The organism is Aeromicrobium sp. 9AM, from assembly GCF_902506105.1.
Lineage (GTDB): Bacteria > Actinomycetota > Actinomycetes > Propionibacteriales > Nocardioidaceae > Aeromicrobium.
Genome location: NZ_LR733304.1, coordinates 2263475 through 2276896 on the forward strand (window position 1 = coordinate 2263475; position 13422 = coordinate 2276896).

The following is a 13422-nucleotide window of genomic DNA, read 5'->3' on the forward strand; positions in this document are numbered from 1 at the left end:
CCTCCCTAGGAACCGGATCATCGCAGGATCTGACATACGAGGGCCGGGCCCCAGCACAATGCTGGAGCCCGGCCCTCGGGTCATTCTTGGGTCCGGATCAGTGATTGTGACCCGCGTGCGCGTCCTCGGCCTCTTCGGCCGGCTTCTCGACGATCAGCGTCTCGGTCGTGAGGAGCATCGCGGTGATCGACGCGGCGTTGGCGAGCGCGGAGCGCGTCACCTTGACCGGGTCGAGGACACCCTGGGCGACCAGGTCGCCGTACTCCTCGGTGGCCGCGTTGTAGCCCTCGCCGCTCTCGCGGACCTTGTTGACGACGACCTCACCGGAGACGCCGCCGTTGCGGGCGATCCACTCCAGCGGGGCGTCGGCGCCGATGCGGACGATCCTTACGCCGACCGCCTCGTCGCCCGTGAGGCCGAGGTTGCCCTCGAGCACCGAGACGGCGTGGACGAGAGCCGAGCCGCCACCGGCGACGATGCCCTCCTCGATCGCCGCGCGAGTCGCCGAGACGGCGTCCTCGATGCGGTGCTTCTTCTCCTTGAGCTCGACCTCGGTGGCCGCGCCGACCTTGATGACGCAGACGCCGCCGGCGAGCTTGGCGAGGCGCTCCTGGAGCTTCTCGCGGTCCCAGTCGGAGTCGGTGCTGTCGATCTCGGCCTTGATCTGGCTGACGCGTCCGTCGACCTCGGCCTTGTCGCCGCCGCCGTCGATGATCGTCGTGTTGTCCTTAGTGATGACGACGCGGCGAGCCGTGCCGAGCACCTCGAGGCCGATCTGGTCGAGCTTGAGGCCGACGTCGGGCGTGACGACCTGCGCGCCGGTGAGGGTCGCGATGTCCTGCAGCATGGCCTTGCGGCGGTCACCGAACGCGGGCGCCTTGACGGCCGCCGAGGTGAACGTGCCGCGGATCTTGTTGACGACGATCGTCGACAGCGCCTCGCCGTCGACGTCCTCGGCGATGATGAACAGCGGCTTGCCGGCCTGGACGACCTTCTCGAGGATCGGCAGCAGGTCGCTGACCGACGAGATCTTGCCCTGGTTGACGAGGATGTAGGGATCGTCGAGGACGGTCTCCATGCGCTCGGTGTCGGTGACGAAGTAGGGCGACAGGTAACCCTTGTCGAACTGCATGCCCTCGGTGAACTCGAGCTCGGTGCCCATGGTGTTGGACTCCTCGACCGTGATCACGCCGTCCTTGCCGACCTTGTCGAACGCCTCGGCGATGAGCTGGCCGATGACGCCGTCACGCGACGAGACGGTCGCGACGTCGGTCATGTCCTTGATGTCGTCGACGTCGCGGGCGACCTCGTGCAGGCGCTTGACGACAGCCTCGACGGCCGCCTCGATGCCCTTCTTGAGGCCAACCGGGTTGGCGCCGGCCGCGACGGCGCGGAGGCCCTCGTGGACCATGGCCTGGGCCAGGACGGTCGCGGTCGTCGTGCCGTCACCGGCGACGTCGTTCGTCTTGGTGGCGACTTCCTTGGCCAGCTGGGCGCCGAGGTTCTCGAACGGGTCGTCGAGCTCGACCTCACGGGCGACGGTCACGCCGTCGTTGGTGATCGTGGGGGCGCCCCACTTCTTGTCGAGGACGACGTAGCGGCCCTTGGGACCGAGGGTGACCTTGACGGTGTTGGCGAGCTTGTCGACGCCGCGCTCGAGCGAGCGGCGGGCGTTCTCGTCGAATTCGAGGATCTTGGGCATGTCAGCTTCTTTCGAAAAATGTGGGTGCGACTGAGGGGCTGCGTGGTGCAGAAACGTGAGAGGCCCCGGCGCCCTCGGAGGGGCGCCGGGGCGTCAGATCACGAAACGACAGCGAGGACGTCGCGAGCGGACAGGATGAGGTACTCCTGGCCGTCGTACTTGACCTCGGTGCCGCCGTACTTGCTGAAGATGACCTTGTCGCCGACGGCGACGTCAAGAGGAACGCGGTTGCCGTTGTCGTCGACCCGACCGGGTCCGACAGCGATGACGTTGCCCTCCTGGGGCTTCTCCTTGGCGGTGTCCGGGATGACCAGACCTGATGCAGTGGTCTGCTCGGCTTCGACAGCCTGGATGACCAGGCGATCCTCGAGCGGCTTGATGGTGACCGACACGTGTCGACCTCCCCTTTCAGGCGGTGGAACGTTGGACGCTGGTGGGCACGCCGTCGCGGGGGTCGTACTCACCGATGCTTGGCACTCTCATGGCGAGAGTGCCAATACGAAATCTAGCACGCGGTTAGCACTCACCCCAAGAGACTGCTAATCGCGAGATGCAGGCGCTGGCAGGTTCATCCTCTTGAGTCTGGCCGGGTCGCGGAGGGAGAGCATCTCGACGATCCGGCCACCGACCACGGCGCAGGCCGCGACGGCGACCGGCTCGCCACTCGGGGTACGGGCGACGATCCCGGGCTCGCCGTTGACCAGCACGGGCTGCGTCATCACAGCGGCGCCGATCCCCTGCATCACCTGGTGCGCGATCTCGGAGGCGCCGATCAGCGAGGCCGGACCCTCCGGGGAGAAGTGCCGCCAGGCGACCTCGGGATCGAGGAGCCGGAGCAGGGCGGCGAAGTTCCCGTCCCGCGCTGCGCTGAGGAATGCGTCGACGACGGCGCTGCGGGGCCGGCGATCCTGCGGCGGGGCCGCGCCCTGCACCTTGCGGCGAGCGCGGCTCGCGAGCATGCGGCTGGCCTCGACGGACCGGTCGAGGATGAGCGCGATCTCGTCGAACGGCACAGCGAACATGTCGTGCAGCACGAAGGCGAGGCGTTCGGCCGGCCGCAGCGTGTCCAGCACCACCAGCATGGCGAGCCCGACCGAGTCCGTCAGCAGCGCATCGCTCTCCGGCCCGGCGTCAGGATCGGTGACGACCAGGTACGGCAACCGGTCGTCGAAGGAGGTCACCGGCCGGGACGTACGTGATCGCAGGGCATCGATGCACACCCGGCTCACCACGGTCGTCAGCCACCCGGCGAGGTTGTCGATGGCGTCGGAGTCGTGCCGCGCCAGACGGAGCCAGGCTTCCTGGACCGCGTCCTCGGCGTCCGACTGCGAGCCCAGCATCCGGTACGCCACGGCCGTCAGGCGCGTGCGCTGGTCCTCGAACGCTGCCACCAGCACGTCGTCGCGGGTCGCTCTGCTCATGTCGTCGCCTTCCATCTGCTCATCTCGTCTCAGTGATGACGAACGGCGCACCGTCCATGTAACCAATCGAGGGAGAAAATTTGTATCCAAGCCGCACACGGCAGACTGCTCCTCATGGATCTGGCGACGTTCGAGCAGCTGCAGTCCCCTGCGGGCCAGCTGCTGCTCGCCGAGATCGCCGAGCGAGCCGGCGTCGAGTCGGATCTCGCGCTCGGCACCCGGCTCCGCAAGACGTACGCGCCGGCGCTCGTCGCGGCAGCCGTGACGCAGAACCACCTGCGCGGCAAGGCGGTGCCGAAGTTCGGTGCCGACGCAGCGCGGATGTACTTCACGCACGACGCGCTCGAGCAGTCCACGCGCATGCCCGTCGCCACGCACCGGGCCGCGAGACTGGCGTCGACCGGCGCGTCCGGCGTCATCGACCTCGGCTGCGGGATCGGCGGTGACCTCGTGGCGCTCGCGCGGGCCGGCTTGCGGGTGCGGGGGGTCGAGCTGGATCCCGTACGAGCTGCGATCGCCTCGGCCAACCTGCGGGCCCTCGACCTCGACGGCGAGATCGTCTGCGCCGATGCCCGCTCCGTCGAGATCCAGGCGGACGAGGTCGCCTTCATCGACCCGGCCCGCCGCGACGGCCGCGGGCGTACGTTCTCGACCGCCGACCTGCAGCCACCGTGGGACTGGGTACGACAGCTGCTCGCAGGACGCGCGGTCGCCAAGCTCATGCCGGGGCTGGCTCACGACGCGGTGCCGCACGGCGTCGAGGCCGAGTGGGTCAGCGACGGCGGCAACCTTGTCGAGGCGTGCCTGTGGGGTGCGCCGTTCGCGACGGCGACCCGACGAGCCACGGTGCTGCCGTCCGGTGCCGGGCTCGAGTCGACCGGCGAGCCCGTGGCGGTCGCCGACGTCGGGGCCTACCTCTACGAGCCCGACGACGCGGTCATCCGTGCGGGCCTCGTCAGCGAGCTCGCGACGACGATCGGCGGCTGGCTGCCGGACGCGCACATCGCGTACGTCAGCTCCGACGGCGCGCATACGACACCGCTCGCCCGCGGGTTCCGCATCATCGATGAGCTGCCGTTCCGTGAGAAGCCGCTCAAGGCTGCCCTCCAGGTCCGGCGGGTCGGCACGCTGACGGTCAAGAAGCGGGGCGTCGACATCGTCCCGGAGGAGCTGATCCGCCGGCTCAAGCTCAAGGGGCCCAACACCGCGACGGTCATCATGACGCGAGTGCTGGGCGTCGGCCGGGCATACCTCGTCGAACGCCTCTGACCTCCGAGATTCGGGGCATAGGCTGGCGGCATGCGGATCGACCTCAACGCCGATCTCGGTGAGTCGTGGCCACGGTGGGAGTCCGGCGAGGACATCGCGCTGCTCGATGTCGTGACCAGTGCCAACGTGTGCTGCGGGGCGTACGCCGGCGACGCCGACCTGATGCGGGCCACGTGCGATGCCGCCGTCGCCCGGGGCGTGGCGATCGGGGCGCAGGTCGGCTATGCGGACCGGGAGAACTTCGGCCGCCTGTGGCTCGACCTGCCCGCCGACGAGCTCACCGGCGAGCTGCTGAGCCAGATCCTGCTGCTCGACGAGATCGCGCAGGCCGCCGGTGGCCGGGTCGCGTACGTCAAGCCGCACGGTGCGCTCTACAACCGGATCGTCGACGACGGCGAACAGGCCCAGGCGGTGGTCGACGCCCTCCAAGGTCTCGCCTCCCCGCTGCCCCTGCTCGGGCTGCCGGGATCGGTGTCGCTGTCGATCGCCGAGGCGTGCGGCATCCCGATCGTCCGCGAGGGATTCGCCGACCGGGCCTACACCTCCGACGGCAGGCTCGTCCCACGCGGTGAGCCCGGCGCGGTGCTCGACGACCCGCATGCCGTGGCGTCGCAGGCCGTACGCCTGATGGACAGCGTCTCGTCGGTCTGCGTGCACAGCGACAGTCCCGGCGCGGTCGCTCTGGCGCGTGCGGTGCGCACGGCTCTCGAAGCCTCCGGGGCCGAGCTGACGGGCTTCGCGACGTGATCCTCAAGCCGTACGGCGACACGGCTCTGCTGCTCGACTGCGCGTCGCTCGACGAGGCGCAACGCTGGTTCGCCGCGCTGCACGGCGACGCGGAGGCCGTGCTGGGGGCGCGGAGCGTGCTGCTGCGTGGGCAGCCAGCGGACCTGCGGTCGCTCGTCGGGCGGACCACTCCGGGGGACTCGGCCACGCCCGATGACGGCGCCGAGATCGAGATCCCGGTGGTCTACGACGGCGCTGACCTCGACGAGGTCGCCCGGTTGACGAGCCTGACCACTGCGGAGGTCGTCCAGGCCCACACCGGCACGCCGTGGACCGTGGCGTTCGGCGGCTTCGCACCCGGCTTCTGCTACCTCGTCGACGGCGACGCGGGGCTGCAGGTGCCGCGCCGCGACTCCCCTCGGCCACGGGTGCCGGCCGGCGCCGTGGGGTTGGCCGGCGAGTTCAGCGGGGTCTACCCGCGCGAGTCACCCGGCGGATGGCAGCTCATCGGTCGTACGGAGCTGACGATGTGGGACACCTCCCGCGAGAAGCCTGCGCTGCTCGTCGCGGGCATGACCGTCAGGTTCGTCGTCGCATGACCCTCGTCGTGGAGTCGCCCGGGCTCCGGACCCTCGTGCAGGACCTCGGTCGGCCGGGTCTGGGACATCTCGGGGTCAGCCCGTCCGGCGCGTTCGACCGTTCGGCGCTGCGCCAGGTCAACCTCGTGCTCGGCAACGACGCGGACGCCGCGGCACTGGAGGTGCTCGGTGGCGGGCTCGTGCTGCTCGCGGAGACATCGTCGTGGGTCGCGGTCACTGGCGGAGCGGGCGCCATCACGGTCGACGGCGATCCTGCGGCGTACGGGCGGGCGATCCCGCTGCAGCCGGGTCAGCGCGTGTCGCTGGGATCTCCGACGACGGGCCTGAGGGCGTACGTGGGGGTGGCGGGCGGTTTCGCGGTCCCGGAGGAGCTGGGCTCGCGGTCGACCGACACGTTGTCCGCGCTCGGACCGCAGCCAGTGCGGGCGGGTGACCGGCTTGAGACGGGATCGCCGAGCCATCCACCGGAGCTCGAGGACGTACCGCCCATCGGACGGGCCGGCGAGCTGACGCTCGACGTGACGCTTGGTCCGCGAGACGACTGGTTCACCGCCGCGGCCGTGCGACGGTTGCTGGAGTCCGCGTGGCACGTCAGTCCTGCATCGGACCGGGTCGGCGTACGCCTGACCGGAGCCACGCTGGAGCGGTCCCGCACCGAGGAGCTGCCGAGCGAGCCGTGCATCCGAGGCAGCATCCAGGTGTCCGCGGACGGCCAGCCGATCGTCTTCGGCCCGGACCACCCGGTGACCGGCGGCTACCCCGTCATCGCGGTCGTCCTCGACCAGCACACCGACCGGCTCGCCCAGGCCGCGCCCGGGCAGGTCGTCCGGTTCCGCCGGGTTGGCTAAGCCGCGACGACGTGGGTCACCGGCATGCTGGAGTCGGCCGGCAGGTTGAGCGACGACGGCGGCAGCCCGCGGCGTACGACCTCGGCGCCGAGCGCGGCGACCATCGCACCGTTGTCGGTGCACAGCCCCATGCGCGGCACGCGGATCTGGATGCCGGCCTTGGCGGCGCGCTCCTCGGCGAACTGGCGCAGGCGGCCGTTGGCGGCCACTCCCCCGCCGATGATCAGGGTCTTGACGTCATGGTCGAGGCACGCGTCGATGGCCTTCTTGGTCAGCACGTCGCACACCGAGTCCTGGAACGACGCGGCGATGTCGGCGACCTCGAACGTACGGCCCATGCGGTCCTCGTGCTGCACGTGCCGGGCGACGGCGCTCTTGAGTCCGGAGAACGAGAAGTCGTAGCGGTGCTTGTCGAGATCGCGCCCGGTCAGGGCTCTGGGGAAGGCGATCGTCGTAGGGTCACCGTCGCGGGCGACCCGGTCGATGTGCGGACCGCCGGGGTAGGGCAGGCCGAGCAGCCGGGCCACCTTGTCGAACGCCTCGCCAGCGGCGTCGTCGATCGTCTGCCCCAGCAGCGTGATGCCGGTGACGATGTCGTCGACGAGCAGGATCTCGGTGTGACCGCCGCTGACCAGCAGTGCCACGGCGCGTTCCTCGAAGCGCCCGTGCTCGAGCTGGTCGACCGCGACGTGGGCCGCGAGATGGTTGACCCCGTAGAGCGGCTTGTCATGCGCGAGGGCCAGGGCCTTGGCCGCCGCGACGCCGACCAGCAGTGCACCGGTGAGGCCGGGTCCGCTGGTCACCGCAATCGCGTCGACGTCCTGCACACGTACGCCGGACTCGGCGTAGGCCTGCTCGAGCGTCGGGACCATCGCCTCGAGGTGGGCACGGCTCGCGACCTCCGGGACGACACCGCCGAAACGTACGTGCTGCTCCATGCTTGACGAGAGCGCATGGGCCAGCAGCTCCGTCCCACGCACGATGCCGACGCCCGTCTCGTCGCACGACGACTCGATGCCCATCACCAGAGGTTCGCTCACCGTTTCATTGTGTCAGGCTGAGGCATGGCGCCTTCGGACACACCGGACTCGTACGACGAGCGCAGCATCCTGCTGCAGATGCTGCGCTACTCGCAGGAGACGGCGATCGGCAAGGTACGCGGACTCAGCGAGGAACAGGCCCGCACCGCGCCCCTGCCGACATCGCCGAGCATGTCGCCGGCCAACGTGCTCAACCACCTGCGCTGGGTCGAGTGGTCGTGGATCAACGAGGACCTGTTCGGCGGCCCGGAGGTGAGTCCGATGCTCGCTGACCGGCCGTACTCGTCGTTCGACGAGGGCTCGGTGCTCCCGCTCGACGAGGTGCTCAGGCTGTACGAGGAGCAGGCCGCGGCGTCGCTCGCGGTGTTCGCCGAGGTCGATCTCGACATGCGCATGGTCGGCACCTACAGCAAGGACCCCCTGACCGCCCGGTGGATCCTGCAGCACCTGATCGAGGAGACCGCGCGCCACAACGGCCACCTCGACATCCTGCGCGAGATGATCGACGGCTCGGTCGGCTAGCCGCGGGTCGCGCTGTGTCAGGGTGGGCCCATGGTCCGTACAGACACGCCCCCCGCCGGTGACGAACGCTCCGTCCAGATGCAGATGCTGGAGTACGTCCAGCAGACCGCGCTGTTCAAGGTGCGCGGTCTCAGCCAGGAGCTCGCGCGCACGGCACCGGTGGCGACCTCTCCGCTGACCAACCCGGCCTCGCTGCTCAACCACCTGCGGTGGAACGAGCACTACTGGATCGAGGTCGTGACACTCGGCGGCGACGACCGGGCGCCGTGGAGCGCGGAGCACCCCGACGGCGAGCTCGAGGCGGGTCTCACCGTGCCGATCGAGGAGATCATCGACGGCTACAGCGAGCAGGTGCAGCTGACCCGCACCCTGCTCGCCGACCTCGACTTCGACGCCGAGACGGAGAAGCCGCTCAAGGACTTCCACCCGACCGTGCGCTGGGTCGTCGCCCACCTGATCGAGGAGACCGCCCGCCACAACGGCCACCTCGACCTGCTGCGCGAGATGGCCGACGGCTCAGTCGGCGACTGACTCCCCGCTGGGAGTTGGGGGCACCTCCCGCGAGCTCTGCGAGCAGGGGGCCGTTTCGGTCGGCCATCCACGGCGTTTCGCGACCCAAACGTCACTCCCAGCGACGGTTCTCAGCTCTCGTACGGGAGTCCGCCGAGCTTGACCTTGCCCTCGCCGCTGATCGGCAGGTCGATGCGGTCACACCTGCCGGTGGCCGGCTTGCACACCACGAGCTTGTCGCTCTTGGCGTCGACCTCGAGCGTGTTGCCTCCTGGCGTCCAACCCAGCGGCCCGCTTCGGTCGAGGTCGACGACCTTGCCGGAGGCGATCGCGATGAACTGGAACGGACCGGGACCCTGGATCAGGTTGTCCTTGTCGTCATAGCCCGTGTAGTGCGCGTCGAGGCGGATGAACCGGCCGTCGGGCGAGAGCTCCGGGCTCGGAACGTGTCCCATGTCGTCGTCCGTCGCCGGGCGAAGCTGCACGGTCTGGAGCGTCCTGCCGGTGACGAAGTCACGCAGGGCCCAGTGCGTCTCGTCCTTGTCGGTCGGCTGGAGGAACTGGCCGTGCGCTGCGCTCAACGGCGCGTTCTTCGTGCCGGGAATCATCCGCGTCGCGCCGGACTTCCAGTCGTACTCCATCCAGCCTGCGTCGAACAGCGCCCACATGCGATGCCCGGCCATCGTGACCGGAGGCGCCTCCCAGCCGCCCCAGGTGAAGGCCCCGTCGACCGTGGTGCGCGCGACCTCCTTGCCGGTCACGAGGTTGACCACGACGAAGGACCAGCGCTTGCCGGCCGGTTCGGCGTACGCCACGTCGGGGCTGCTCGGATCGGTCGCGACGACGCGGTCGCCCATGCGGAGGTCGATGTTCGAGTGGCTGCCGTCGGGACGGATCAGTGAGTAGTGCGACGGCCCGTTGTCGTCGGTGTAGTCGACCCGCCCCATCCGCACCAGGACACCCTCGGACGTGTAGTACATCGCCTTGATCTTCTCGTCGAACGTCACCTGGTGGTTGCCGATGTAGACCGTCCTGCCGGCCGAGAATGCGCCGTAGGTGCCATACGCGGGTGCCGCGCCAGCGTTGGTGAATCGCTCCTGCGCGGCACTCGCCGGCGAGGACCCACCGAAGGTCAGGCTCAGGCCCGCACCGACGACGGCCAGCACAGCCGCCGCGGCGGTCAGCCGGACCAGGGTGCGGCGCCGGCGTACGCGTGGCAGCACCGTGGCGTACGAATCGCCGGTCTCGGCCAACGCAGTGGTCAGGACGTCGGATCGCAGGCGACCGGCTTCGTCGCGCATGCCAGTCGTGCTGGGTGCGTGCTTCTTGAGCAGCTCGTCGACGTTCATGAGAGGGCCTCCTTGGAAGGCAGGTGAGGGGCAACGACGGTGAGTCCCGACTCGAGCTCGGCAGCGAGCCGTGCGCGGGCACGACTCAACCGGGCCCGGAAGGCCCGCGGCGCACAGCGCGCCACCTCGGCGGCACCGCGCGGATCGAGCCCGTCCCACGCCACCAGCAGCAACGCCTCGCGCTCGAGCTCGCTGAGCCGTTCCAGGGCGGCGAGCAGGTGGGCGCGTTCGGCCACGACCTCGTCCACACCGGCCGAGTCGGCCTGGTGCACATACGCCAGGTTGCTGGCGAGGGTCGACCGCCGTACGTCTGCACGTCGCCGGTTGCGGATGACGTTGCCCGCCGTCACCAGGAGCCACGGGAGCGGCTCCGGCGGCACGATCTCGATGCGTCGCCAGGCAGCGGCGAACGTCTCGGAGACCACGTCGTCGGCGTCATCGCGACCGCAATGGCGCAGGGCGTAGGCATAGACCTTGGGCGCGCAAACGTCGTACATCGACTCCAGGCGCTGATGGTCCTTCATCGGGCTCACACTAGGTAATGTCGCGGGCCCTCAGAAATGCCACATCGCGTACGCGGAAAGTTTCTAGTCCGCCTTCTTGGCTGCCCGGCGAGCGGCGCGGGCGATCAGCTCTTCCTCGTCGAGCTTCTTGGCCTGCTCCGGCGTCGGGGCGGTGCCGCCGTGCCGGGCGGGCGCCCACCACTGGCCCTCGGGGCTGAGCGGGTACTCGGCGATCGCCTTGTCGAGCAGCGCCGTCATGGCCTCGCGGAGGCGCGCCGTCTCGGCGACCGGGTCCTCGCCCGTGACATCGAGGGGCTCTCCGACGTGCAGCCCGATGGTCTTGCCCCGGCCCTTGAGGTCGGACGGGTGGTCCTTGGTCTTGAGCAGCTGCGTGCCCCACGTGACCATCGGGATCAGCGGGACGCCGGCCTCGGCCGCCATGCGTACGGCGCCGGTCTTGAGCTCCTTGATCTCGAAGGAGCGACTGATCGTTGCCTCGGGGAAGATGCCGACGATCTCGCCGTTGCGGGCGTACTCGACCGCCTGCTCGTACGACGCCTGGCCGTTGTCGCGGTCCACCGAGATGTGGTGCAGGGAGCGCATGATCGGGCCGGAGACCTTGTGGTCGAAGGCGTCCTTCTTGGCCATGAACCGCACGAGCCGGCCGCTGGGGTGCGCCGCGAAGCCGTCGAAGATGAAGTCGACGTAACCGATGTGGTTGGCCGCGAGGATCGCGCCACCGGTGCGCGGGATGTGCTCGGTGCCCGACATCTGGAACTTCATCCCCAAAGCCTTGAACAGCGTCTTGGCGGTCAGGATCACCGGGGGGTACGTGATGTCGCGCATCAGGTCACCTTAGTGGACACGTGTGCACCGGAGCGATGTTCGAGATCAGGCTCACGGCCGCTCACGCTCAGGTCCGCCGTCAGTCGTCTTCGACAACGTGCACGGCGGCTTCTTCGGCGCTCGCTGCGGCGCCGTCGATGCCGACGTCCTCGCCGACGAGGTCCTTCTCGGTGTCCTCGCCGATGCCCCCATCCGGATCGACCAGCCGACCGGCGCGCTCCGTGCCGACCTCACCGTCGTCGACATCCTCCGCAGGCTCGGCGTACGGGTCGGCCTCCGGCTCCTCCTGGCGGAGGCGCTCGTCGAGCGACTCGCCCTGCAAGGCCTCGTCCGCCGTGGTGCCGAAGCCCTCGCCGCGGTAGCTCTCGGGCGGCGAGTAGCCGGAGTCGAGGGTCTCGTCTGGGTTGTCGAAGATCGCGTCCTGGTCGGGGCCGTCGCCATCGTCGTCGAACGTGTCAGGAGTCTCGGTCATGAGCCCAGCCTTCCACGCCAGCCTGAGGGCGCAACGTGTGCGTCGATCTCGATCTCCACGAGGTGCTCGGGGCGCGCCAGCGCGACAACCTGCACCATCGTGGCGACAGGGCGTACGACGTCGAAGATCTCCTTGTGCGCCCGGCCGACCTCCTCGAAGTCGGCGATGTCGGTGACGTACATCCGCGTGCGGACGACGTGCTGCGTGTCCATGCCTGCCGTACGGAGTGCCGCCAGCGCGATCTCGAACGCGATCCGCGTCTGCTCGTACGGATCGCCGACGCCGACCACCTCACCCTTGACCGTCGCGGTCGTGCCGGCGACCCATGCGCTGTTGCCGACCCGGACGGCGCGGGAGTAGCCCACGACGTCCTCGAACGGTGACGGTGAGCTGACGTTCTTCCTCATCGGGTCTCCTCGAGCTCGAGCTGCATGACGAGCGCGTCGACGCCGCCGCGGTAGTAGCCGGCGCGCTTGCTGATGGTCGTGAATCCGTACGCGTCGTAGAACGCGAATGCGGCCTCGTTGTCGGCCGCGACCTCCAGCAGCATGCGCGTCGCTCCCTGGGCCACGGCTGCGGCGCACAAGGCGTCGAGCAGCTGGCGCGCGACCCCGTGCCTGCGTCGCGACGGCATCACGGCGATGCGTTCAAGATCCGCGACGTCGCCGGCCACCGACGCCACGGCGTATGCCTCGAGGTCGTCGATCAGGACCGTGCGGCGCTCGTCCTCGATCGCATCACGGACCAACGTCTCGGTCCAGGCGTCACGGCCGAAGCACGCGAGGTCGATCGCCGTGACAGCGGTGACCTCGGTGCGCAGGGCCACCCGGATCATGCGCGTTTGGTCGTCGCCGAAGGCACGGCGTCCGGGCGCCGGAGGTAGAGCGGCTCGAGCGGCAGCGTCTGTGCGGTGCCCGCGACGACGATCCTCGCGAGGGCAGCGGCGCGCGGGTCGTGCGACTCCCCTGCAGCACGGAGGACGCCGTCGTAGAGCTGGCCACCTCGTCCGTACGTCGGAAGGTCGGGATGGCGCGCCGCGACCTCGGCCGGAAAGTCGACATGTGGACCGTCGAGGCGTACGTGGTCCGCTCCGTAGCGAGCCCAGTAGACCTCCTTGCGGCGGGCATCCGTGGCGACGAGGAACTCGCCCTCGACCTGGCAGTCGGCGGCGATGATGTCGAGCGTGCAGACGCCGTGCGTCGTCAGGCCGAGAGTGGAGCCGAGCGTCAGTGCCGTGACGACACCGACCCGGAGGCCGGTGAACGGTCCGGGCCCCACGCCGACGGCGACGTCGGTGAGGTCAGCCATCGTGGCGCCGGCCTGCACCAGCGCGTCGCGGATGGCCGGTGCGAGCAGCTCGCCGTGCGCCATGGCCCCCTCGCCGGCCGCCTCGCCGACGACGCGCTCGCCGTCGTGGACGGCGACCGTGATGGCCGGGGTGGCGGTGTCGAACGCAAGCAGCAGCACGCATGAACCCTAACGCTGACGGTGGGGGTCCCCCCGTGAGCCCTGCGAGCAGGGGGACAGTTGTTGCCCCGTGACGGGTCAGTTACCGCCCCGTGACGGGTCACTTCCCGGCACCAAGGCAGACCACAAGTGACCCGTCAGCGGGCCA

17 protein-coding genes are annotated in these 13422 nt (G+C 69.7%); 6 read left to right on the forward strand and 11 right to left on the reverse strand.

The annotated features are described in order from the left end of the window. Window positions 1-97: 97 nt before the first annotated feature. The 3 genes from groL to BOSE46_RS17640 form a co-directional block, all read right to left on the reverse strand. Window positions 98-1702, reverse strand: coding sequence for a chaperonin GroEL (gene groL / locus BOSE46_RS17630; RefSeq protein WP_159541480.1), 1605 nt, complete (start codon window positions 1700-1702; stop codon window positions 98-100). A gap of 98 nt (window positions 1703-1800) precedes the next feature. Further along, window positions 1801-2094 carry a co-chaperone GroES gene (gene groES, locus BOSE46_RS17635; RefSeq protein WP_056209271.1) on the reverse strand — a complete coding sequence of 98 codons (294 nt, stop codon included), beginning with the start codon at window positions 2092-2094 and terminating at the stop codon, window positions 1801-1803. A gap of 147 nt (window positions 2095-2241) precedes the next feature. Continuing rightward, window positions 2242-3123, reverse strand: a complete 882-nt coding sequence (locus BOSE46_RS17640; protein ID WP_159541481.1) for a sigma-70 family RNA polymerase sigma factor — start codon at window positions 3121-3123, stop codon at window positions 2242-2244. 114 nt (window positions 3124-3237) lie between these two features. On the opposite strand from BOSE46_RS17640, the gene BOSE46_RS17645 reads away from it, so the two are divergent. From BOSE46_RS17645 to BOSE46_RS17660, 4 genes are read left to right on the forward strand one after another with little or no spacing between them, the layout of a single operon-like run. Then, a complete protein-coding gene (locus tag BOSE46_RS17645) occupies window positions 3238-4392 on the forward strand; it encodes a class I SAM-dependent methyltransferase (protein ID WP_159541482.1) in 1155 nt (384 codons plus the stop codon). A 30-nt stretch (window positions 4393-4422) separates the two neighbouring features. Then, on the forward strand, window positions 4423-5139 hold the full coding sequence (locus BOSE46_RS17650; protein ID WP_159541483.1) for a LamB/YcsF family protein: 717 nt from the start codon (window positions 4423-4425) through the stop codon (window positions 5137-5139). Then, entirely contained in the window at window positions 5136-5717 is a 582-nt protein-coding gene (locus BOSE46_RS17655; protein ID WP_159541484.1) for an allophanate hydrolase subunit 1, read from the forward strand. The genes BOSE46_RS17650 and BOSE46_RS17655 overlap by 4 nt, the downstream gene beginning before the upstream one ends. Further along, entirely contained in the window at window positions 5714-6565 is an 852-nt protein-coding gene (locus BOSE46_RS17660) for a biotin-dependent carboxyltransferase family protein (protein WP_159541485.1), read from the forward strand. The genes BOSE46_RS17655 and BOSE46_RS17660 overlap by 4 nt, the downstream gene beginning before the upstream one ends. On the opposite strand, the gene tsaD is transcribed toward BOSE46_RS17660, so the two are convergent. Next, a complete protein-coding gene (tsaD, locus tag BOSE46_RS17665; RefSeq protein ID WP_236551789.1) occupies window positions 6562-7605 on the reverse strand; it encodes a tRNA (adenosine(37)-N6)-threonylcarbamoyltransferase complex transferase subunit TsaD in 1044 nt (347 codons plus the stop codon). The genes BOSE46_RS17660 and tsaD overlap by 4 nt on opposite strands. Before the next feature lie 24 nt (window positions 7606-7629). Between tsaD and BOSE46_RS17670 the strand changes: the two genes are divergently transcribed. Together BOSE46_RS17670 and BOSE46_RS17675 are read left to right on the forward strand one after the other, a co-directional pair. After that, entirely contained in the window at window positions 7630-8127 is a 498-nt protein-coding gene (locus tag BOSE46_RS17670) for a DinB family protein (protein WP_159541486.1), read from the forward strand. A 30-nt stretch (window positions 8128-8157) separates the two neighbouring features. Continuing rightward, on the forward strand, window positions 8158-8658 hold the full coding sequence (locus BOSE46_RS17675) for a DUF664 domain-containing protein (protein ID WP_236551790.1): 501 nt from the start codon (window positions 8158-8160) through the stop codon (window positions 8656-8658). 110 nt (window positions 8659-8768) lie between these two features. On the opposite strand, the gene BOSE46_RS17680 is transcribed toward BOSE46_RS17675, so the two are convergent. The 7 genes from BOSE46_RS17680 to tsaB all read right to left on the reverse strand — a co-directional run bounded on the left by BOSE46_RS17680 (window position 8769) and on the right by tsaB (window position 13274). Then, window positions 8769-9986, reverse strand: coding sequence for a hypothetical protein (locus BOSE46_RS17680; protein WP_159541487.1), 1218 nt, complete (start codon window positions 9984-9986; stop codon window positions 8769-8771). Beyond that, window positions 9983-10510 (reverse strand): RNA polymerase sigma factor, encoded by a 528-nt coding sequence (locus BOSE46_RS17685; protein WP_159541488.1) that lies wholly within the window; start codon window positions 10508-10510, stop codon window positions 9983-9985. Before BOSE46_RS17685 ends, BOSE46_RS17680 begins: the two co-directional genes overlap by 4 nt. Before the next feature lie 63 nt (window positions 10511-10573). Continuing rightward, window positions 10574-11335 (reverse strand): 1-acyl-sn-glycerol-3-phosphate acyltransferase, encoded by a 762-nt coding sequence (locus BOSE46_RS17690; RefSeq protein WP_159541489.1) that lies wholly within the window; start codon window positions 11333-11335, stop codon window positions 10574-10576. A gap of 79 nt (window positions 11336-11414) precedes the next feature. Then, on the reverse strand, window positions 11415-11807 hold the full coding sequence (locus BOSE46_RS17695) for a DUF5709 domain-containing protein (RefSeq protein ID WP_236551791.1): 393 nt from the start codon (window positions 11805-11807) through the stop codon (window positions 11415-11417). Then, window positions 11804-12214: a RidA family protein gene (locus BOSE46_RS17700; protein WP_159541490.1), complete on the reverse strand. Its 411-nt coding sequence runs from the start codon at window positions 12212-12214 to the stop codon at window positions 11804-11806. The genes BOSE46_RS17695 and BOSE46_RS17700 overlap by 4 nt, the downstream gene beginning before the upstream one ends. Beyond that, window positions 12211-12642, reverse strand: a complete 432-nt coding sequence (locus BOSE46_RS17705) for an N-acetyltransferase (protein ID WP_159541491.1) — start codon at window positions 12640-12642, stop codon at window positions 12211-12213. The genes BOSE46_RS17700 and BOSE46_RS17705 overlap by 4 nt, the downstream gene beginning before the upstream one ends. After that, window positions 12639-13274, reverse strand: a complete 636-nt coding sequence (gene tsaB, locus BOSE46_RS17710; protein ID WP_159541492.1) for a tRNA (adenosine(37)-N6)-threonylcarbamoyltransferase complex dimerization subunit type 1 TsaB — start codon at window positions 13272-13274, stop codon at window positions 12639-12641. The genes BOSE46_RS17705 and tsaB overlap by 4 nt, the downstream gene beginning before the upstream one ends. Between the last annotated feature and the right edge of the window lie 148 nt (window positions 13275-13422).